The organism is Amnibacterium flavum (genome assembly GCF_003097495.1).
Taxonomy (GTDB): domain Bacteria; phylum Actinomycetota; class Actinomycetes; order Actinomycetales; family Microbacteriaceae; genus Naasia; species Naasia flava.
Window position 1 is genome coordinate 82,933 of sequence record NZ_QEOP01000002.1, and the last position, 19,797, is coordinate 102,729.

Below are 19,797 nucleotides of genomic sequence, written 5' to 3' on the forward strand. Positions count from 1 at the left end.
CCGGCCGTTCAGGCGCCGGTGGTGGCCAGGGTGTGCTCGCGGCTGCGGCCGGGCATGAATGCGGCGGCCAGCGCCGCCGCCGCGGCGATCGCCGTGATGGTGATGAACACGACGTGCATGCCCGAAACCAGTTCGGTGGGCGTCGGCGTTCCCGCTCCGGAATCGGTGGAGGCGTTGATGATCGCCCCGAAGACGGCGACCCCGACCGCGCTGCCGATCGACCGGGCGAACAGGTTCGCTCCGGTGACCACCCCGCGCTCGCCCCAGTCGACGCTCGTCTGGGCCGCGATCAGAGACGGCGCGACGAGCAGACCCATCCCGAGCCCGATGACGAGGCAGCAGAGGGCGACGAACCAGATCTCGGAGGCTCCACCCAGCGTGAGGGTCAGAGCGGTGCCGCCGAGCACGAACCCGGCGCCGATCAGACAGGTCGCCCGGAACCCGAGCGGGAGGTACAGCCGACCCGCGAGGGACGCGGCGATCGGCCAGCCGATCGTCAGCAGCGCGAGGGTGAAACCGGCGATCAGGGCGGTCGCCCCGAGCACCTCCTGCGCGTAGGTGGGGATGTAGGACGACAGCCCGAGAACGATGGCGCCGGTCGCGACCGAGACGAGGCTGCTCGCGAGCAGAACCCGTCGCCGGAATACCCACAGCGGCAGGATCGGGTGCTCCGTCCGGCGCTCGACGAGGACGAAGACGACGAGGAGGGCCACCGCCCCGGCGAAGATCGCGATGCTCCAGAACGAGTTCCAGGCCCATGCCTCGCCGCCTTCGAGGAGGCCGAGGATCAGCAGGGTCGTGCCGGAGGCGAGGAGCGCCGCGCCGAGGTAGTCGATGCGCTGCGTGCCGCGTTCGACCTTCTCCTTGTAGTTGCGGGCGATGATGAACGCCGCGATCAAGGCGAGTGGGACGTTGACGAAGAAGATCCACCTCCACGACAGGAAGTCGGAGAAGATGCCGCCGATGGCGGGGCCGATCACCGAGGAGATGCCCCACACACTGGCGAGGTAGCCCTGGGCCACGGCCCGTTCGCGGAGTGTGTAGATGTCGCCGGCGATGGTGATGGCGGTCGGCTGGATGGCGCCGGCACCGAGCCCCTGCACGACGCGGAAGAGGATGAGGGCGGGCATGCTCCACGCGAATCCGCAGAGGATCGAGCCGACGAGGAACAGTCCGATGCCGATGAGGATCACGGGCTTGCGGCCCAGAACATCGGAGAGGCGTCCGTAGATCGGCGTCGACACCGCCTGGGCGAGCAGGTACACGGAGAACAGCCACGGGAACTGGCTGAAGCCGCCGAGGTCGTCGACGATCGAGGGAACCGCGGTGGCGAGGATGGTCGCGTCGAGAGCGACGAGCCCGGTGCTGAGCATGAGGGAGAGCAGGATGGGCCCGCGCTCGGAGCGCAGGCCGACGCTCGCCCTCGTGGGGGCTGCGGTGGTGTCGGTAGGCGACTCGCCGCCGCTCACCGTCGGTGATTCATGGCGGGGGAGCACGGGCGGTCGACAGTCACCCCAGGTGCAGCGTCGTCTGCGAGCGGCCTATTCCCGGTTCGGCGGTGTCGAGGCATGCTCAGGTCGAGAGGATCCGCGTCTCGATATCCCACGGCTCGATCGGGCCTCCGCCGGGGTCAGGCGACAGCCACCTCGACCGGCGCGAGAGCCATGCCGATGCGGCCGACGCGGCTGCGGGTGATCTCGGCGAGGTCGAGGATCGACTCCACGCCGTGTCGCCGTCCGGCGTGCACCATGATCGCGGCGCAGGCCTCGGCGTCTGCGAGAGCGTCGTGGTGACGGAACCCCTCGAATCCGGCCGCCATCGCGGCGACCGGCAGTTTGTACGAGTCGAGGCTGTAGGTGCGGCGGGCGACGCTGAGGCTGCAGACGTAGGAGTGCTCGGGCACGACGAGGTCGGAGGCGGAGCAGGCGGACGTGATGACGCCCATGTCGAAGCCCGCGTTGTGGGCGACGAAGACATCGCCGTCGACGAAGTCGATCAGGTCGTCGAACTGCTCGGCCCAGCCGAGCGCACCCTCGACGTGGTGCGCTTCGATGCCGTGGATGCGGGTGTTCCACTCCGAGAACCAGTCGTGCGGCGAAGGGGGGACGATGAGCCAGGATGCCGTGTCGACGACCCGCCCGTCGCGCACTTTGACCATGCCGACCGAGCACGCGGAGGCGCTGGAGCGGTTGGCGGTTTCGAAATCGATCGCGGTGAAATCCATCGGCACGTCGGCGAGCCTGGCACGCGCCTCCGACTTCGCCGGACCGCCCCGCCGGGCGCCGGGAAGCGCCCGGGCGTGTCGGGCGCGGGTGACAGGATGGACCGGTGACCGTGTTTGACGTGACCTCGCGATGACCACCGATCCGCACGAATGGGACGCGCTGTCGGCTGATGAACTGCGCGGACGGGGCAGCGTCAAGTGGGACCCATCCGCCCATCCCGAGGTGCTCGGTGCGTGGGTCGCCGAGATGGATTTCGGCACCGCACCGGCGGTCCTCGAGGCGTGGCAGGAATCCGCCCGCCTGCTCGAGTTCGGCTATCCGGCCCCCTCGCTGGTCTCCGCGATGAGCGAGGCCACGGCGCTCTGGCACGCCGAGCAGTACGGCTGGAGTGTCGATCCCGCCGACGTCGCGCCCCTCGCCGACGTGATCAAGGGGCTCGAGCTCGCCATCACGGAGTTCTCGGCCCCGGGCGCACCCGTCATCGTTCCGACTCCGGCGTACATGCCGTTCCTCTTCGTGCCCGAGGGTCTCGGTCGCGAGGTGATCCAGGTTCCGATGCTCCGCGACGACCACGGAGGGTTCGCGCTCGACCTCCAACGCATCGACGCAGAGCTGTCGGCGGGGGCGGGCCTGGTGATCCTCGCCAATCCCGGCAACCCCACCGGCAAGGTCTACCGCCGCGACGAACTCGTGGCGCTCGCCGACCTCGTCGATTCGCATGGCGCCCGGGTGTTCTCGGACGAGATCCATGCCCCGCTGACGCTGTTCGGCAACCGTCATGTTCCGCTCGCGAGCGTGTCCGCTGCGGGGGCGCGGGTCGCGATCACGGCCACGTCGGCGTCGAAGGCGTGGAACCTGCCGGGTCTGAAGTGCGCGCAGCTGATCCTGAGCGCCGACCGCGATCGGGTCATCTGGCAGAGCATCGGACCCATGGCGAGCCACGGCGCGAGCACACCGGGAATCCGCGCGAACACCGCGGCCTACTCGGCTGGTGGCGACTGGCTCCGGCAGGTGCGCGATTACCTCGAGAACAATTACGCCGTCCTCCTCGAGGAGCTCGCCGAGGCGCTTCCGATGGCCCGCGTCGCACCCCTCGAAGCCACCTATCTGTGCTGGATCGACCTCTCCGCCTACCGCGGCGACGGCCCCGCCGATGTGGACTTCGCCGACCTCCTGCTCGAAGAGGCGGGGGTCCGCGTCAACTCGGGCGCGGCTTTCGGCGAGGTGGGTGTCGGGCATATCCGGCTGAACATCGCGACGTCGAGGCCGATCCTTCGCGAGATCGTGCAGCGCATGGCAGGGGTTCTGGTGCCGACCGGTGCAGCCCGAGGCGGCGAGTGATCACGGTCTGGGTGGATCGCGATTCCGTCGCGATGGGCGACGACGTCGAGTCGCACGAGGTCGCGTGGGAATTCGAGGATCACGCCTGCGCGGGAGACGTGCTCGACCGGGTGCTCAGCTCGCACTACCTGGCCTCGGTCTCGGGCGATGTGTCGTGGTCGCTGAACCTCGGCCGGTTCGATGTGATGCCGCGCGAGGACTACACCTCGATCCGCGCGGTGGAGACTCGGGTCGCGGCCGTCGTGCACGTGCCGCTGCACGGCTCCTCCGATGTGATCACGCTGTCCTCCCGGCTGCTCTTCCAGCCGTTGGTCCGGATGCCCCAGTGGGCGGTGTCCGAGGGGGTCTACGCCGTCGACTTCACCTATTCGTCCGAGGGTGCGCTCCTGTCGGAGTCCCGTTTCCGCTCCTGGTTGCGCAACGACGAACCCCGCCGCAGAGCAATCGCCTCCCCCTGACCACCTCCCTCGCGCTCAGCAGGAAACTCCCCGCCTCAGCAGGAGGATTTCCGGCATCCGCACCTGCTGAGGCGTCGTCCTGCCTGCTGAGCGCGAGGGCGGGAGCGGCGGGCGGGTAACCTTGACCCCCGTGGCTCTTACCATCGGCATCGTCGGCCTGCCCAACGTCGGCAAGTCCACCCTTTTCAACGCACTGACGAAGAACCAGGTTCTCGCGGCGAACTACCCGTTCGCGACGATCGAGCCCAACGTCGGAGTCGTGAACCTGCCCGATCCCCGCCTCGAGGTGCTGGCGGGCATCTTCTCGAGCGAGCGGATCCTTCCGGCCGCCGTGTCGTTCGTCGACATCGCCGGCATCGTGCGCGGCGCGAGCGTGGGTGAGGGGCTCGGCAACCAGTTCCTCGCGAACATCCGCGAGGCCGACGCCATCGCCGAGGTCGTGCGCGGATTCGCGGACCCCGACATCGTGCACGTTGAGGACGCCGTCAACCCCGCGAGCGATCTCGAGACGATCAATACCGAGCTGATCCTCGCCGACCTGCAGACCATCGAGAAGGCTCTGCCCCGGTACGAGAAGGAGGTCAAGGGCAAGCGCCTCGACCCCGAAGTGCTCGAGGCGGCGCTCGCCGCCCAGAAGCTGCTCAATGACGGCAAGGTTCTCTCGACGGTCGGGTTCGATGTGACACCGATCCGCGAGCTGGGCCTGCTGACGGCCAAGCCGTTCATCTACGTCTTCAACGTCGACGAGGCGATCCTCACCGACGACGCCCGAAAGGCCGAGCTGGCGGCGCTCGTCGCACCGGCCGAGGCGGTGTTCCTCGACGCGAAGATCGAGTCCGAACTGATCGACCTCGACCCCGAGGATGCCGCCGAGCTGCTCGCGAGCACCGGCCAGGACGAGAGCGGTCTCGACCAGCTCGCCCGCATCGGTTTCGAGACGCTCGGCCTGCAGACCTACCTGACCGCGGGTCCGAAGGAGTCGCGCGCGTGGACGATCGGCAAGGGATGGACCGCCCCGCAGGCGGCGGGCGTCATCCACACCGACTTCCAGAAGGGCTTCATCAAGGCGGAGGTCATCTCGTTCGACGACCTCGTCGAGACCGGCTCGGTCGCCGAGGCCCGCGCCAAGGGCAAGGCCCGTATGGAGGGCAAGGACTACGTCATGCACGACGGCGACGTCGTCGAGTTCCGCTTCAACGTCTGACGGCGAAGCCTCTTCGACCCGGCAGGTCAATCCTCCTGTAGAGGCCACACCTCGACCACGCCGTCGGCGACAGCACAGGGCGTCTTCGACACCATCGCCACGGCGTCTTCGAGTGATTCCGCCTCGATGAGCGAGAATCCGGCCACTGGCAGGTCCGCCCGCATGAATGGTCCCGGGGTGGTCGTAACTCCTCGGTCATGCTTGTTCGTGACAGAAACGGGCGCGCCGAGCACGGAGGTGATCGCGCCCTCCCGCGTGAGTCGAGCGTCGTGTGCGTGTGCGGCGTCCCGCACCGCTGCAGGAGTGGCGTTATATCCGGCTTCATCGCCGTAGCCGATAGTGAGAAAGCGGGGCATGTTCGAATCCTCTCCTTGCCAGACCATCCAGCAGAGCCCAGGATTACGCACGACGGAGTACCGCGGAAGGGGTCGACACATGACGACAACCGGGTCGAGTCCCGCTTCACCGTCTGACCCTCGCTCCAGAGCCTTGGTGCACGCATGACCGGACCGCAGGTCTTCGTCCTGATCTGGGGTGTGCTGGCGGTTGCGCTCGGCTTTGTCTTCGCGCGCTACCCCGAGATGATGCTCGACGCGGCGCGGCGGCAGATCGGGATGGCTCGTTCCGGCAGCGCCTCGCGGGCGCCGCTCCTGTTTCGGGTTGCCGGAGTGCTGTTCATGCTGCTGGGCGTCGCGGCCGTGATCGTGGCATCTCTCGGGGTCGTCCAGTAGTCAGCCCAGGTGGTGTGGGGCGCGGGAGTTTGCAGGGAGCCCGAGCTGAGGCGAGGGGGACGAACTACGATCGGAGCGTGCCTACCGCCGGAGATGGAACACCGACCTGGCGCAGCATCGGGCGCGAGACTCGGGGAGAGGTGCTCCGCCTCGCGAAAGCGGGAAAGATCCATCCGGATCCCGCCATTGCAGCTCTGGCGTACCACTGGTCGCACCGCCCGTCGGAGGATCGCTTCGCGAATCAGATCTCCGGCGCGATCCTGCTGGTCGGCACGGTTCTCGCTCTTCTCGGATTCGTCGCTTCGAGCAACGCCGTCGTTCTCGTCGTCGGTGTCGGGGTCACACTCATCGTCGTCGTCGCGATGCGGCGACAGGAAGCCGGCGTCGCGGCGTCCATCCGGTCGGCCTATCCCGACACCTACCTTCTGCAGGGCGGGCGCGACGAATTCGACGGCGGCCAGCTTCCCCCGCCCGTCGGGGCCGAGCTGGCTGAGCGGCAACGACTCGTCCTCGACTTGGCGGAAGCCGCCTGGCAGCAGGTGCGCGAGCACGCATCGGTCGACTTCCTGACCGACGACGGGCGACCGGTCGTATCGGTGGAGCCGCACAAAGCCGACGCAGCAGGGTTCTGGATGGTCGCGGATCACGCTTTGAACATCCAGATCGGACAATCCCGGGCGCGCTGGTCGCTTCGCGTCTCTCCCGAGTCCGAAGCACTGTCGGCTGCGATGCTCCAGGCCGTGATCGCCGGCCGCGTCGACGAGACCCGCGCACTGGGCCGGGTCGCGGTCACCGTGCACCTCGCCGACGGCCGAGAACTGTCGGCGCTCGCCGACGAATCGACGGTCGGGTTCCTCAAGGTGCCGGGATGGCGTCGCTGGGGTCGAACGCGCGAGTTCGCGCCCTACTCGTGAGCTGACTGCCGATGAAACCCGCCACCTGGGATTGCGCGTGGAACGGGGATGTCGGATGAGCGCAGAGGCGCTAGCTGTACGCACGTTGCAGGCGCCGGAACGTGCGTATGTGCTCGGAATATCCGAGTGGGATTGGGTGTCCGACGTGGGCAGCGGTGAATTCTTGACGACTGGATCGGGGGTCCCCAGAGGTTTCTCGGGTGGGGGATGCCAAGATCCTGGTCGTGTCTTTCGTGTTGCCCGCTGAATCCGTCTCGGCCACTCTCGCGTACGTGCGGATGTTGATCATGGGCCTCGAGCGCAGAGACCCTCGCCGGGCGGCGCGTCTTCTGCTGGACTTCCTCGACGTCCGTACCGACCATCAGGCCGGACGCCTCAACGACGAGGAGTTGCGCACCGAGCTTCAGCGGATCGGTGCCGAGACCGAGGTAGTGGGCTGACGGGTTTGCCGCTTCTCTGACACCGAGTCTCGCTTCGACGGGCTCAGCGGGCGGGGTGCGGAGATCGCTTCGCTCAGCGGGCGGGCGCTTCGACGGGCTCAGCGGGCGGGGACGCGGGATCGCTTCGCTTCGCTCAGCGGGCGGGCGCTTCGGCGGGATCAGCGGGCAGGGTGTCCGCTGTAGTGAGGTGCTGGCAGGTCCCATCCATCGCTCAAGGTGAGGTGCCAGGGTAGTGGGGTGTCCGCTTTCCCCATGTTTCCGCTCGGCACCGTGCTGTTCCCCTCGATGCCGGCAGTACTCCGCATCTTCGAGGAGCGCTACCTCGTGATGCTCGCCCGGGTGCTCGAAGATGAGACCTCCGAGTTCGGCATCGTCCTCATCGAACGCGGTACCGAGGTCGGAGGCGGCGAGCATCGATTCGACGTCGGCTCCGTCGCCAAGATCACGCAACTCCTCGAAGGCGAAGGGTTCGTCGGTGTCGTCGCGGAAGGCACCCGACGCTTCGAGGTCGAGGAATGGCTCGACGACGACCCCTACCCCCGCGCCCGCGTCCGATTCCTCCCCGAACTCGTTTGGGATGACGCCTACCAGCCGCTTTTCGACGAGACCGAGAAGGTGGTCCGCCGCTCACTCGCCCAGGCCAGCGAGTTCGAGGAACAGCGCTGGAGCTCCGACGTCGAACTCGTCGACGACCCCGTCTCCGCCGCATGGCAGCTCGCGGGAGTCGCACCGATCGGCGAGCTCGACCAGATCTCGCTGCTCCGCGCCGAAACCCTCGACGTGCTCCTCACCGAGGTGCAGCGCCTCACCCTCGGAGCGCTCGAAGCGATCACCAGTTCCCTCGGCGACGATGACGACGACCTCGACGACGAACTGCGCGAACTCTGATGCTGCCCAAGACGCGGTACCGGCCGCTCAACCCCACCGAACGCGCGCTCATCGAGCACATGCTGCGGGCCGACCTGCCCGGATACGCGACCTTGCGCGCGCAGCTGCCCTCCGCACTTCACGTCGCCCATTGGTTCCCCGGATCGCCGAGCTTCGACATCCAGGTCGCCGACGACGCCCCGCTCTACCACGACGAGAGCACGAAGTCGGGCGACATCGGCAACATCGTCGGCGCCCACGGCGTCTACCGCGACGGCAGCCACCCCGTCGACTCCGAGCAGATCGGAGACATCTTCCTCTGGGTCAAGGGAGGGCGGCTCGCGGCACTCGAGTACGCCTGGGCCTCCGAACGGATGCCGTTGACTCTGCCCGCCATCAGTCAGCTGTCGGCGGACTGAGGCTTCGTTCTCGGTGGGTCTGCGCTTCGCTGCGCTCAGCGGGCGGGGTGCCAGTGGGGTCTCGCTTCGACGGGCTCAGCGGGCGGAGGTTCCTGCCGGGTGGGTCTGCGCTTCGCTGCGCTCAGCGGGCGGGTGCCTGTGGGGTCTCGCTTCGACGGGCTCAGCGGGCGGAGGTTCCTGCGGGGTGGGTCTGCGCTCAGCGGGCGGGGTGCCGGTGGGGTTCGCTTCGACGGGCTCAGCGGGCGGGGTGCAGTGGCGGGGGTGCGGTGATGGGTCAGGGGGTGGTGAGGCGGGCGGCCAGGGCTGCGCGGTCGGGGACGAACCAGACCTGCGTGCCGCGGTTCGACTCCCAGATCCAGTCGCGCAGGGCCGAACTCCTCGCTTCGTAGACCGAGGTGTCGCCGACCACCACCAGCCGCAGCCGGTAGTTGACGACCTTCTGCGCGATCTCGCCCGCGAGCCCCGACCGCAGCTCGAAGAACGCCGGATCCAGGCGCTCCACCGGAACGGCGATGACGGTCGCCTCCGAACCCCAGGCATCTCCGATCAGGTCGTTCGCCTGCCCGCCCGTCGAGATGAGCGGTCCGTCCGGGTCGACGAAGACGACTCTCAGATCGCCGTAGTCCTCGGTATGCATGCCACAACTCTAGGAACAGCGCCGCCGGAGTGAGCAGGCCGCACCTCCGGATGGCAGCGCCCCGGGCGATAAACTCGATCCCCGGAGTCGGAGGGAGACCGCTCATGAGGGTCGCCGACCTGCTCGCGCGTGAGTCGCTCGGGCTCTCCGAAGTCTGGGCGACGCCGTCCATGCTCGAACGCGACGTGCACGGCTCGTACATCATCGACCTGCCGAACCCCGGCAAGTTCCTCTCACCCGGCGACCTCGTTCTCAGCGGCGCCCTCTGGCACACCGGGGTCGACAGCACCCGCACCTTCGTCTCCGCCCTCGCCGACAAAGGCGTCGCCGTCCTGGTCATCGGACGCATCGTCCTCGGAGCGATCCCCGACTACTTCGCCGACATCTGCCGCGAGTACGGGATCGTCCTCCTCACCCTCCGGGAGGACGTCTCGTTCAAGTCGGTCACCCAGTACATCGACTCGACGCTCGCCGACCCCGAAGGACAGGCGTCGTCGCGGAGCCTCGTCGTCGGGCGTCGCCTCCTCGACTCACTCGGATCAGGTGCCGGGGTGCAGGCCGCGCTCCGCCTCATGTTCGACGAGTTCGGCGTCGAGAGCTGCGTCCTCGAGTCGAGTGGAGTCGTCACCGCGCTCGCCGGCACGTCGCCGTCCTCCGAACGCGTCGCGCGCGTGTGGAACCGCATGCTCCCCGAACGCGGCAGCGTCGCCGTCGTCGAGGACGCCGGCTCGGGTGCCTCGACCGCGTGGCCGATCCTCACCGACGGGGCCCAGCCCATCGGCTATCTCGTCTGCGCCGGCGACCACCGGTCCTGGTCGGCCGACCTGTCCCGCGTCGTCGGCACCCTGCTCGTCGTCGTCCGGGTCGAACTCGAACTCGCCTCCAGTCGGCGTCGCGCCGAGGACGCGCAGGCGGCCGACCTGGTGGACCTCCTCGTCGCCGACTCGCTCTCGCCCGGCGAAGCATCCGCCCGTCTGCGCCTCCTCGGATCGGATCCGCTCGAGCCGGTCACCGTCGTCGCCGCAGCCGTCGACGACGACCTGTACCCGCCGCGCGCCGTCCTCGAGGCGGTCAGCTCGATGCTCGCCGGTATCGGCACCAGCGTCGTCGGATCCGAGTACGGCAACGAGGCGGTGCTGTTCGTCAGCGGCTCCGAGGTCACCCCTGAAGCCCTCATCGAGACGGCCGGCCGATCAGCCGGCCGGCATGAGGCGATGCTGGGCTCCCGGCAGATGCGCATCGGCGTGAGCGAGCGGACCCTCAGCATCAGTCAGCTCGGGGGAGCGGTCGCCTCGGCGCGCACCCGCATGCGTGCCGCATCCGGCGATGGACCCATGGTGTGGGCGATGCGGTCCACCCCGGTGTCGTACGACGCGCTGCTCGACCTGCTCCCCGAGCAGGTGCGAACCCGGTTCGCGACCGGGCTGCTCGCCCCGCTCATCGACTACGACGCGCGGCACGGATCCGACCTCGTCGAGACGCTGCGCGTGTTCCTGGATGCCGGGGCCTCCTGGCAGAACGCCGCCGCGACCCTGCATGTGCACGTCAACACGCTGCGCTACCGGGTCGGCCGGATCGAGGCGCTCACCGCTCGGGACCTCGGCCGGATGGCGGACCGGGTCGACCTGTTCCTCGCGGTCGCCAGCCTCCCGCAATAGCGCCCGCGCTCGGTCATTGAGCCCGTCGAAATGAAGGGCATCGCTTCGACGGGCTCAGCGGGCGGGGGCTTGCTCATGGAGTTCGTCGAAATGGAGAGTGGCGTCGGCGAGGGGGCCCTTCGCTTCGCTTCGCTGCGCTCAGCGGGCGGGGTGGGGTGGCCGATCGCTTCGACGGGCTCAGCGGGCGGGGGGTGCTCATTGAGCTCGTCGAAATGGAGAAACCTTGGTGGATGGGCCTTCGCTTCGCTGCGCTCAGCGGGCGGGGTGGGGGAGCGTTCGCTTCGACGGGCTCAGCGGGCGGGGCTCGCTCATTGAGCTCGTCGAAATGGAGAGCGGCGTCGGCGAGGGGGCCCTTCGCTTCGCTGCGCTCAGCGGGCGGGGTGGGGGAGCGTGCGCTTCGACGGGCTCAGCGGGCGGGGCGGGCTCGGCCGCTCGCGGTGGATGTGCGGGTGGTGGCGCTTGCCCGCCCGCTGAGCGGAGCGATGCGAAGGGCCGCGGGGTCAGTCGGCGATGGCGATGTTCGCCAGGCCGCGGGCTGCGGGGTCGGCACGCTTCGTGAGCCGCGGGCTCAGGACCTCTTCGACGACGATCTCCGTCACGTACTGCACCGTCGCGGCCAGCAGATGACCGGCGTACGCGGCCGCCCGATCGCCCTTCTCGCCCAGCGCGACATGGATGTGCGGCACGGGGAGATCGTCGACGGTCACGATCGTGCCCGAGCCGACCCCTTCGAGGTTCCGGAACGTCACACTCTTCGGCAGCGGAGCGTCCTCGTCCTCGATCGGGTCGGCAGTTCCGATGAGTGTGGCCGTCGTATACGCGCCGAGGAATGAAGAGAGGTAGGCCTGCCCGACCTGGTGCTGACGGCAGAACTCGCGGACGCCCTCGAGCACCTCGTCCCCGGGCTGGAGCACCACCAGGAAGCGGCGGCCGATGGAGAGCTCAGCTGCGAACATCGGCGGTCTCCGCGATCTCGGCGATGAACGCCGCCTTCTCCGCGTCGGTCAGGAACGCGGACTCGAACGAGTTGCGGGCCAGCTCGGCGAGCTGGCCGGAGTCGAATGACAGCGACCGGCGGATCGCGTCGAAGTTGTCGTCGACGTACCCGCCGAAATACGCGGGGTCATCGCTGTTGATCGACACGAGCAGTCCCTCCGCCAGCATCGCGGGCAGGATGTGATCGGCCAGGTCGGCCGGTCCGGTCTTGAGGGCGACATTCGACAGAGGGCAGACCGTGATGGGCACCTGCGCGTCGCGTAGCCGTGAGACGAGGGCCGGGTCCTCCATGGCGCGGTTGCCGTGATCGATCCGTTCGACGCCGAGCACATCGAGCGCCTCCCAGACGTAGTCGGGCCCGCCCTCCTCGCCGGCGTGCGCGACCCGGTGCAACCCCTCCGCGGCGGCGCGGCGGTAGACGGCCTCGAACAGCGAGGGCGGGTAGCCGACCTCCGCCGAGTCGAGTCCGACGCCGATGAACGAGTCGCGGAACGGCAGCGCGGCCGACAGCGTGCTCGCCGCGGCCTCGGGGCCGAGGTCGCGGAGGAAGCTGAGGATCAGCGCCGATGAGATCCCCGTGTCCGCGCGGGAATCCCGGATCGCGGCGCCCAGCCCCTCGAACACGGCGGCCGGAGCGATCCCTCGCGCGGTGTGCGACTGCAGGTCGACGAACATCTCCGCGTGACGCACACCCGCGGCCGAGGCGCGGGTGAGGTAGGCGCGGCCCAGGTCGTAGAAGTCCTCAGCCGTGCGCACGACGGCGATGTGCTCGTAGTAGATGTCGAGGAACGACTGCAGGTCGTCGAAGACGTACCGGGCCCGGAGCACGTCGGGGTCGTAGCTCGGCAGCGCGATCCCGTTGCGCCGGGCGAGCGTGACGAGGGTCTCCGCTTCGAGGGATCCCTCGATGTGCATGTGCAGTTCTGCGACGGGGAGCACGGCGTCCTTTCGAGCTCGCGCGAGGCGGTTGGACGCCCTGGCGGAATCGACTTAACCACACGCGGATGGCGGGGTATTCGTCGGATCCGCCAAGGTCTACCGGGTCACCGCGGTCTTCGTTCGGTGCGGATCGACGAACGGAAACCTCGCCGGAACATGACGTAACCACAGTGAAACGTGATTGGTCGATCAGCCAAGGTGGACGGGTGCACGAGGCCTCCTTTTTTGGAGGCGTCGTCATGGCGTCCGGCTTCGACCGCTTGATTGACTGGCGGTGCGCTCCTGCCGCGACCGAGGCTTACGGATCGCCGCATCGGCAGCACAGCGCGACGACGGAGGAGAACCACCGTGATCACCACGCAGGATTCGGTCCGCATCGGCGGCATCGCGATCTGGGACGGGCGCACCGCGCTCGGCACCCGGACGCTGGCCTGGGAGGGCGACCGGATCACCGCGGTCGATGATTCCGCCGGCGACACCTCGCTGAGCGAGTACAGCATCATCCCGGGCCTCGTCGACACCCACGTGCACCTCGGCGCCTACGCGGGCAGCGCCCGCGCCGACTTCGCCTCCTGGCCGCTCATCACGCCTCCCGAGGAGCGTTCCCTGCACGTCGCGGCCAACGCCCGCCGTGCCGCCGCCGCCGGCATCACGACCCTCCGCGACCTCGCGGGCGACGAGATCCAGCTCGCCGCGGCTCGCGCGTTCGACGCCGGGCTGCTCCCCGGACCCCGCCTGCTCGTGCACGGACAGGTCGGCATGACGGCAGGGCACGGCGACCTCTTCATCCCGCCGCACTACAAGATTCGCGGACCCGTCGCCGACAGCCCCGACGAGTGCCGCAAGCTCGTCCGGCACTGGGCGCGCGAGGGCGCCACCGGAGTCAAGATCTACACCAGCGGGGGAGTCCTCTCCATCGGAGACAAGGTCGGCTGGCGCAACCAGACACTCGACGAGATCCGCACCACGATCGACGAGGCCCACGCGCTCGGCATGCTCGTCGCCGCGCACACCCACTCCACCGAGGGTGTGCAGATCGCCCTCGACGAGGGCGTCGACTCCATCGAGCACGGCACCGGCATCGTGCCCTCGCAGTGGGAGGCGCTCCTCGCGCGCAACATCTCGATCGCCCCGACGCTCCTGATCAACGACCTCATCGCAGAAGGCAAACTGCCCGTCTCGGTCGAGGCGCAGGAGAAGGCGAAGACGGTCGTCGCCGAACGCGACGCCGAGTTCACCGAGGCAGGCCGCGCGGGCGTGCGCTTCGTGCTCGGAACCGACGCGAACGGATCGATGGTGCGCTTCGGCGATCAGCACCAGGAGATCCGGATGATGGCCGAGAAGTTCGACTGGACTCCCGAACGCGCGCTCATCGCCGCGACCTCCGACGCGGCCGCCGCTGTCGGGATGGAGAAGAAGGTCGGAACCCTTGCCGAGGGGTTCGGAGCCGACTTCATCGTCATCAAGGGCCGTCCCTGGGAGGACATCGAGTCGCTCCGCGTGGAGAACCTCGTCGCCGTCGTCTCCCGTGGTGTGCTCGCCGCCGGGTCGCTGCCCGACTGATCCGGCGCCCCCTCGCTCACGTCCCCTCGTCCCACCTCCGCACCAACAGCATCCATTCCGCATTCCTGAAAGGAACCCCCTGCACATGACGAACTCCCCACGTCGCTTCCGACGGGCGCTCGCGCCCCTCGGAGCTGTGGCTGTCATCAGCCTGCTCGCCGCGTGCTCTTCCGGCGGCGACACCACCGAGCCCGCGGCCGAGGACCTCACCTCGGCGCGCGACACCCTGATCTTCGCGATCAAGGAGGACCCCACCTGCATCGACCCGCAGCAGACGACCCTCACGACGTCGCTCAACATCGGCCGCCAGGTCGTCGACTCGCTGGTCGATCAGGACCCCGAGACCGGCGAGATCGTTCCGTGGCTCGCCACCGAGTTCGAGGCGAACGACGACCTCACGAGCTTCGACTTCACGCTGCGTGACGACGTCACCTTCAGCGACGACACCGCGCTCACCTCCGACGTCGTCAAGGCCAACTTCGACGCCCTCTTCGCGCTGGGCCGCACCGCCTCGCTGGCATCGCAGTACCTCGCCGGCTACACCGACACCACGGTGACCGACGACACGCACTTCACCGTCAACTTCAGCGCCCCGAATGTCGTGTTCCTCCAGGGCGCGTCGACCATGACGCTCGGCCTGGTCGCCGAGGCGAGCACCGCCGCCACCGCCGAGGAGCGCTGCACCACCGGCGTCATCGGGTCCGGTCCGTTCGTCTTCGACTCGTACACGCCGAACGACTCGGTCGTCATCACCGCGCGTTCGGGCTACGACTGGCCGTCGGGTCTGCGCGAGCACACGGGTGACGCGCTCGTCTCGACGATCGAGTTCCCGATCATCACAGAGAACGGCAACCGCACCGGCGGACTCGAGTCGGGTGAGTACGACATCATCCAGGACGTCCCCTACATCGACGCGGCCCGCTTCGACAGCGACGACTACGAGCTGTTCTCGAAGGCCAACACGGGTGTCCCGAACGGTCTGATCCCGAACATCAACCACAGCGCCGTCGTCGCCGACTCGGCCGTGCGTCACGCGATCCTGCTCGGCACCGACCGCGATGAGATCAACGACCTCACCGGTGCGCCCGGTGCCGCGGCGGCATCCAGCTCGCTGACCAGCTCCACGACCGGCTTCGTCAGCCAGGGCGACGCCCTCGCCTACGACCCCGACGCGGCCGAAGAGCTCCTCGACGACGCGGGCTGGGAGGTCGGCTCCGACGGCATCCGCGAGAAGGACGGCCAGAAGCTGAGCTTCGTCGTCACCGCCTTCTACGCTCAGGATGTGCTCGAGGTCGCGCAGATGCAGCTGAAGAAGATCGGCATCGACATGCAGATCAACATCACGGACGCCGGCGGCTTCTTCGGTGCGATCGCATCCGGCGACTACGACTTCCTCGCCGCCGGCCTGACCCGCACCGACCCGGATGCCCTCCGCACGGTGTTCTCGCAGGCCGCCGCGTCGAAGTGGGCCATCATCGACGACGCCGACCTCGAGAGCGTGCTCACCGAGCAGGCGACCCTGAACGACGTCGACGCCCGCATGGACCTCATCGCTCAGGCTCAGGAGCTCATCACCGAGAACGCCGACTTCATCCCGCTGCTCGAGACCGTGCAGCTGCACGGCGCGAGCTCGACGATCGAAGGCTTCGAGTTCGACTCGGCGTCGCGCATCCAGCTCTACGACGTGCGCGCCACGTCCTAGCAGCGACATCGGGTTCGCGGGTCGGACACCTCTCGGGGTGCCGACCCGCGGACCTGTTCCACGTCCCCGGTTCGCACGGGAGACGCCACCGGCACACAGAGAGAACGAGAGTGAAGCAGACAGGCGACAGCAGAGCGAGACGGGCGCTGCGCTTCATCGCGCCGCGGCTCTTCCAGTTCGTCTTCGTCGTCTGGGCGGCGTACACGGTGACGTTCCTCCTCCTCCACCTCCTTCCCGGGGACCCGCTGATCGCGGCGCTCTCGGTGAAGGGCGGCGACGCCACCCCGACCGACCCAGCCGAGCTAAGTGAGCTGCGAGCTCGGTACGGTCTGGACGGGTCCGTCTGGGACCAGTACGTGACCAATGGGCTCGCGGCCCTGCGCGGCGACCTCGGGGTCTCGATCGCGACGGGGCAGAACGTGGGCGACATGATCGCCCGGGCGCTGCCCAACACGGCGATCGTCGCGGTGCTGGCGCTGCTCATCGGAGTGGTCGTCTCGCTGCTGATCACCTACTGGGCATTCGTCACCCGGGCCGGCTGGCTGCGCAACACCCTCCTGCAGATCCCGCCCCTCGGGGTCGCGATCCCCGCGTTCTTCAGCGGGCTCGTGCTGGTCAGCATCTTCGCCTACGGTCTCGGCATCCTGCCCTCATCCGGCACCCGCAACCCGCTGAGCCCGATCCTCCCCGCCATCACCCTCGCGATGCCGGTCGGCGCCATCTTCTTCCAGGTGTTCTCCGCCGCCGTGCTCGAGGCACGCGCCAGCTCCTACGTCTTCACCGCGATCGCCAAGGGCGTCTCGCTCCCCACCCTCTTCTTCCGCCATGTGCTCCGCAACGCGCTGCTCCCGTCGATCACGATCCTCGGTCTGCTGATCGGGTACCTGGCAGGCGGAACGGCGGTCGTCGAGAGCGTCTTCTCCCGCGACGGCATCGGCCGGCTCACCGTCGACGCGGTGCTCGCCCGCGACAGCAACGTCGTCCAGGGAGTCGTCATCGTGGTCGCGGTCGTCTACTCGGTGGTCAACCTGCTCGTCGACTTCTCCTACGGCCTGACCGACCCGCGCACCCGGCCCGCCGCACTGCGCCGCCGCGTGCAGGACGCGCGCAACCAGGCGGTGGTCGAGCGATGAAGACCCTGCTCACCCGTCCCGGCATGATCGTGTCGGCGCTCATCGTCATCGCGGCGCTCGCGCTCACGTTCGCGCCCCAGCTGTTCGCAACGCACGATCCGTACGAGGGCATCCCCGCCGACCAGTTGCAGCCGCCGAGCGCCGCGCACTGGTTCGGCACCGATGCGCTCGGCCGCGACCTCTACTCGCGCGTCGTCTACGGCGCGTTCCTCTCCCTCGCCACCGCCGGGCTCGCGGTCGTCGTCGGCGTCGCGATCGGGGCGGTCGTCGGACTGGTCTCCGGCTTCATCGGCGGCCGTGTCGACTTCGTGCTGATGCGCATCGTCGACGTCGTGATCGCCGTGCCGAGCATCCTGCTCTCGCTCATCGTCGTCGCGGGACTCGGCTTCGGAGCCGTTCCCGTGGCCATCGGCGTCGGTATCGGCGCCGCCGGTTCGTTCGCTCGTGTCACCCGGTCCCAGGTGGTCCGGGTGCGCACAGCCGAGTACGTGGAGGCCGCGCGCAGCATGGGGGTCCGCTGGCCCGCCATCCTCGTCCGGCACGTGTTCCCCAACTCGGCCCGACCGGTGATCGCGCTCGCGGCACTCGAGGTCGGAACCGCGATCCTGGCTGTCTCGGCCCTGAGCTTCCTCGGCTTCGGCGCCGCACCACCTGCGCCCGAGTGGGGTGCGCTGGTCTCCTACGGCCGCGACTTCCTCGCCACCGCCTGGTGGCTGAGTGTCCTGCCCGGCGCCGTCATCCTCGTCGTCGTCCTCGCCGTCAACCGACTGGCCCGCGCGATCGGAGGAGAGCGATGACTGAACTGCTTCAGGTGCGCGGACTCGAGGTCGAATACACGACCCGGTCCGGAACGACTCCGGCGGTGCGCGGCGTCGACTTCGACGTCGAACGCGGCGCGGTGGTCGCGATCGTCGGCGAATCGGGATCCGGCAAGAGCACGATCTCGCAGGCGCTCATCCGCCAGGTCGCCGAGGGTGGTCGCATCACCGGCGGCAGCGTCGTCTTCGACGGTCGCGACCTGCTGCAGCTGCCCGAGAAATCGCTCCGGTCCCTTCGCGGCGCACGGATCGGCTTCGTGCCGCAGGACCCGAGCAGTTCGCTCAACCCGCTGATCAAGGTGGGGGAGCAGATCGCGGAGTCGCTCCGGCTGCACACGGGGCTGAGCCGCAAGGATGCCGCGAAGCGGGCGGTCGAGATCCTCGCCGAGGTGGGCATCTCCGAGCCGGCCGCGCGGGCGGACCAGTACCCGCACGAGCTGTCGGGCGGCATGCGCCAGCGCGTCCTCATCGGCATCGCCTGGGCGTGCGAGCCGGCCCTCGTGATCGCCGACGAGCCGACGAGTGCGCTCGACGTGACCGTCCAGCGGCATGTGCTCGACCGCATGGAGCTGCTCGCGGCCCAGCACGACACCGCCGTTCTCCTCGTCACTCACGATCTCGCCGTCGCGGCGGACCGCGCCAGCCGGATGCTGGTCATGAACCAGGGGCGGATCGTCGAACAGGGCACCGCGGCCGATGTGCTCGGCGATCCGCAGCACGAGTACACGCGGCGGCTCGTCGCCGCCGCTCCCGGCCTGTCCAGCGGACGGATGCATCCCCGACCGGTGGAGGTGCACGGAGAGGACACCCGGCGGGCACTCACGCTGGGGTTCGCCGAACGGCGCGACGCGGATCGGGTGCCGAACATCCTCGAAGTCGAGGACCTCGTGAAGACCTACTCGCTGCGCGGCGGGCTCGGCGACAAGAGCACTCTCGTCGCCGTCGACCACGTCTCGTTCTCGGTCCCGCGGGGCACGACGTACTCGTTGGTCGGCGAGTCGGGGTCGGGCAAGACGACGACGGCCCGCATCGCCGCCCGCCTCGTGCAGGCCGACTCGGGGGTCGTCCGTTTCGACGGGCAGGACATCGGCGAGCTGCGCGGGGAGAGCCTGCGGCAACTGCGTCGGCGAGTGCAGGTCGTGTATCAAAACCCGTTCGGGTCGCTCGACCCGACGATGACGGTCGAGGCGATCGTCTCCGAACCCCTGACGGCGTTCCGGATCGGGTCGCGTGCAGAGCGTCGTGAGACGGCCCGCGCCCTGCTCGACGCGGTCCGACTCGATCCCGAGTTCGCCTCGCGCAAGCCGGCCCAGCTCTCCGGCGGTCAGCGGCAGAGGGTCGCGATCGCGCGTGCTCTCGCGCTCGGTCCCGAGCTGCTAGTGCTCGATGAGCCCGTCTCGGCCCTCGACGTGTCGGTGCAGGAGCAGATCCTTCAGCTGCTCGTCGACCTGCAGCGCGAGTTCGCCCTCAGCTACCTGTTCATCTCGCACGACCTCGGTGTGATCCGACAGATCTCCGACTCCGTCGCGGTGATGCAGCACGGCAGAGTCGTGGAGTCGGGCTCAGCGGAGACCGTCATGTCGACCCCGCAGGACGCGTACACCCGCGAACTCCTAGCCGCGATCCCCGGCGCGCACTCCGGCCCCTGACCCCGTCCCGCCCACCTGGTGTGGGCGTTCCGGGCGAGCGCGCACGTTCCGGCCGGCCCCACCTGCCGCAATGTGCGCGCAGCGCCCCGCGCAGGTCGCAGAG

20 protein-coding genes are annotated in these 19,797 nt (G+C 68.9%); 14 read left to right on the plus strand and 6 right to left on the minus strand.

Annotated features, from left to right (window positions below; genetic code table 11):
• Nucleotides 1–8: 8 nt before the first annotated feature.
• Both DDQ50_RS07980 and DDQ50_RS07985 read right to left on the minus strand, forming a co-directional pair.
• Nucleotides 9–1,373 (minus strand): MDR family MFS transporter, encoded by a 1,365-nt coding sequence (locus DDQ50_RS07980; RefSeq protein WP_116757352.1) that lies wholly within the window; start codon nt 1,371–1,373, stop codon nt 9–11.
• A 257-nt stretch (nt 1,374–1,630) separates the two neighbouring features.
• On the minus strand, nt 1,631–2,230 hold the full coding sequence (locus tag DDQ50_RS07985; RefSeq protein ID WP_116756243.1) for an exonuclease domain-containing protein: 600 nt from the start codon (nt 2,228–2,230) through the stop codon (nt 1,631–1,633).
• 124 nt (nt 2,231–2,354) lie between these two features.
• On the opposite strand from DDQ50_RS07985, the gene DDQ50_RS07990 reads away from it, so the two are divergent.
• The 3 genes from DDQ50_RS07990 (at nt 2,355) to ychF (ending at nt 5,228) form a co-directional block, all read left to right on the plus strand.
• Nucleotides 2,355–3,566: a MalY/PatB family protein gene (locus DDQ50_RS07990; RefSeq protein WP_116756244.1), complete on the plus strand. Its 1,212-nt coding sequence runs from the start codon at nt 2,355–2,357 to the stop codon at nt 3,564–3,566.
• Entirely contained in the window at nt 3,563–4,024 is a 462-nt protein-coding gene (locus tag DDQ50_RS07995) for a hypothetical protein (RefSeq protein WP_116756245.1), read from the plus strand. The genes DDQ50_RS07990 and DDQ50_RS07995 overlap by 4 nt, the downstream gene beginning before the upstream one ends.
• A gap of 130 nt (nt 4,025–4,154) precedes the next feature.
• Nucleotides 4,155–5,228: a redox-regulated ATPase YchF gene (gene ychF / locus DDQ50_RS08000; protein WP_116756246.1), complete on the plus strand. Its 1,074-nt coding sequence runs from the start codon at nt 4,155–4,157 to the stop codon at nt 5,226–5,228.
• Between the two features lie 26 nt (nt 5,229–5,254).
• Here the strand turns inward: ychF and DDQ50_RS08005 are convergent, their stop codons facing one another.
• Complete coding sequence (locus DDQ50_RS08005; protein WP_116756247.1) at nt 5,255–5,584, minus strand: YciI family protein; 330 nt, start codon at nt 5,582–5,584, stop codon at nt 5,255–5,257.
• Nucleotides 5,585–5,728: 144 nt separating this feature from the next.
• On the opposite strand from DDQ50_RS08005, the gene DDQ50_RS08010 reads away from it, so the two are divergent.
• The 5 genes from DDQ50_RS08010 (at nt 5,729) to DDQ50_RS08030 (ending at nt 8,599) form a co-directional block, all read left to right on the plus strand.
• Nucleotides 5,729–5,959 carry a hypothetical protein gene (locus DDQ50_RS08010; RefSeq protein WP_116756248.1) on the plus strand — a complete coding sequence of 77 codons (231 nt, stop codon included), beginning with the start codon at nt 5,729–5,731 and terminating at the stop codon, nt 5,957–5,959.
• A 77-nt stretch (nt 5,960–6,036) separates the two neighbouring features.
• Nucleotides 6,037–6,873: a hypothetical protein gene (locus DDQ50_RS08015; RefSeq protein ID WP_116756249.1), complete on the plus strand. Its 837-nt coding sequence runs from the start codon at nt 6,037–6,039 to the stop codon at nt 6,871–6,873.
• Nucleotides 6,874–7,097: 224 nt separating this feature from the next.
• Nucleotides 7,098–7,313: a hypothetical protein gene (locus DDQ50_RS08020; RefSeq protein WP_133245939.1), complete on the plus strand. Its 216-nt coding sequence runs from the start codon at nt 7,098–7,100 to the stop codon at nt 7,311–7,313.
• 237 nt (nt 7,314–7,550) lie between these two features.
• The gene (locus DDQ50_RS08025) at nt 7,551–8,201 is read left to right on the plus strand and encodes an LON peptidase substrate-binding domain-containing protein (RefSeq protein ID WP_240614305.1); all 651 of its coding nucleotides are present in this window, start codon (nt 7,551–7,553) and stop codon (nt 8,199–8,201) included.
• Nucleotides 8,201–8,599: a hypothetical protein gene (locus tag DDQ50_RS08030; protein ID WP_116756252.1), complete on the plus strand. Its 399-nt coding sequence runs from the start codon at nt 8,201–8,203 to the stop codon at nt 8,597–8,599. Before DDQ50_RS08025 ends, DDQ50_RS08030 begins: the two co-directional genes overlap by 1 nt.
• Nucleotides 8,600–8,873: 274 nt before the next feature.
• On the opposite strand, the gene DDQ50_RS08035 is transcribed toward DDQ50_RS08030, so the two are convergent.
• On the minus strand, nt 8,874–9,236 hold the full coding sequence (locus tag DDQ50_RS08035; RefSeq protein WP_116756253.1) for a DUF4180 domain-containing protein: 363 nt from the start codon (nt 9,234–9,236) through the stop codon (nt 8,874–8,876).
• Between the two features lie 104 nt (nt 9,237–9,340).
• On the opposite strand from DDQ50_RS08035, the gene DDQ50_RS08040 reads away from it, so the two are divergent.
• Nucleotides 9,341–10,894, plus strand: a complete 1,554-nt coding sequence (locus tag DDQ50_RS08040) for a PucR family transcriptional regulator (RefSeq protein WP_165829746.1) — start codon at nt 9,341–9,343, stop codon at nt 10,892–10,894.
• A gap of 500 nt (nt 10,895–11,394) precedes the next feature.
• Here DDQ50_RS08040 and DDQ50_RS08045 read toward each other — a convergent pair whose 3' ends face one another.
• Together DDQ50_RS08045 and DDQ50_RS08050 are read right to left on the minus strand one after the other, a co-directional pair.
• Nucleotides 11,395–11,850, minus strand: coding sequence for a PPC domain-containing DNA-binding protein (locus DDQ50_RS08045; RefSeq protein WP_116756255.1), 456 nt, complete (start codon nt 11,848–11,850; stop codon nt 11,395–11,397).
• Nucleotides 11,837–12,829, minus strand: a complete 993-nt coding sequence (locus tag DDQ50_RS08050) for an adenosine deaminase (protein ID WP_240614306.1) — start codon at nt 12,827–12,829, stop codon at nt 11,837–11,839. The genes DDQ50_RS08045 and DDQ50_RS08050 overlap by 14 nt, the downstream gene beginning before the upstream one ends.
• A gap of 348 nt (nt 12,830–13,177) precedes the next feature.
• Here DDQ50_RS08050 and DDQ50_RS08055 point away from each other — a divergent pair, with 348 nt between their 5' ends.
• The 5 genes from DDQ50_RS08055 (at nt 13,178) to DDQ50_RS08075 (ending at nt 19,694) form a co-directional block, all read left to right on the plus strand.
• A complete protein-coding gene (locus DDQ50_RS08055) occupies nt 13,178–14,392 on the plus strand; it encodes an amidohydrolase family protein (RefSeq protein ID WP_165829747.1) in 1,215 nt (404 codons plus the stop codon).
• Between the two features lie 85 nt (nt 14,393–14,477).
• A complete protein-coding gene (locus DDQ50_RS08060) occupies nt 14,478–16,094 on the plus strand; it encodes an ABC transporter substrate-binding protein (protein ID WP_116756257.1) in 1,617 nt (538 codons plus the stop codon).
• Between the two features lie 110 nt (nt 16,095–16,204).
• A complete protein-coding gene (locus DDQ50_RS08065) occupies nt 16,205–17,227 on the plus strand; it encodes an ABC transporter permease (RefSeq protein WP_116756258.1) in 1,023 nt (340 codons plus the stop codon).
• Nucleotides 17,224–18,024, plus strand: coding sequence for an ABC transporter permease (locus tag DDQ50_RS08070; RefSeq protein WP_116756259.1), 801 nt, complete (start codon nt 17,224–17,226; stop codon nt 18,022–18,024). Before DDQ50_RS08065 ends, DDQ50_RS08070 begins: the two co-directional genes overlap by 4 nt.
• Nucleotides 18,021–19,694 (plus strand): dipeptide ABC transporter ATP-binding protein, encoded by a 1,674-nt coding sequence (locus tag DDQ50_RS08075; protein WP_116756260.1) that lies wholly within the window; start codon nt 18,021–18,023, stop codon nt 19,692–19,694. Before DDQ50_RS08070 ends, DDQ50_RS08075 begins: the two co-directional genes overlap by 4 nt.
• Nucleotides 19,695–19,797: the final 103 nt, after the last annotated feature.

Excerpts from the sequence above, each read along its gene's own strand:
- DDQ50_RS07980 (WP_116757352.1), bottom strand. The coding sequence starts at position 1,373 with ATGCTCAGCACCGGGCTCGTCGCTCTCGACGCGACCATCCTCGCCACC.
- DDQ50_RS07990 (WP_116756244.1), top strand. The coding sequence starts at position 2,355 with ATGACCACCGATCCGCACGAATGGGACGCGCTGTCGGCTGATGAACTG.
- DDQ50_RS08005 (WP_116756247.1), bottom strand. The coding sequence starts at position 5,584 with ATGCCCCGCTTTCTCACTATCGGCTACGGCGATGAAGCCGGATATAAC.
- DDQ50_RS08010 (WP_116756248.1), top strand. The coding sequence starts at position 5,729 with ATGACCGGACCGCAGGTCTTCGTCCTGATCTGGGGTGTGCTGGCGGTT.
- DDQ50_RS08030 (WP_116756252.1), top strand. The coding sequence starts at position 8,201 with ATGCTGCCCAAGACGCGGTACCGGCCGCTCAACCCCACCGAACGCGCG.
- DDQ50_RS08035 (WP_116756253.1), bottom strand. The coding sequence starts at position 9,236 with ATGCATACCGAGGACTACGGCGATCTGAGAGTCGTCTTCGTCGACCCG.
- DDQ50_RS08040 (WP_165829746.1), top strand. The coding sequence starts at position 9,341 with ATGAGGGTCGCCGACCTGCTCGCGCGTGAGTCGCTCGGGCTCTCCGAA.
- DDQ50_RS08045 (WP_116756255.1), bottom strand. The coding sequence starts at position 11,850 with ATGTTCGCAGCTGAGCTCTCCATCGGCCGCCGCTTCCTGGTGGTGCTC.
- DDQ50_RS08060 (WP_116756257.1), top strand. The coding sequence starts at position 14,478 with ATGACGAACTCCCCACGTCGCTTCCGACGGGCGCTCGCGCCCCTCGGA.
- DDQ50_RS08070 (WP_116756259.1), top strand. The coding sequence starts at position 17,224 with ATGAAGACCCTGCTCACCCGTCCCGGCATGATCGTGTCGGCGCTCATC.
- DDQ50_RS08075 (WP_116756260.1), top strand. The coding sequence starts at position 18,021 with ATGACTGAACTGCTTCAGGTGCGCGGACTCGAGGTCGAATACACGACC.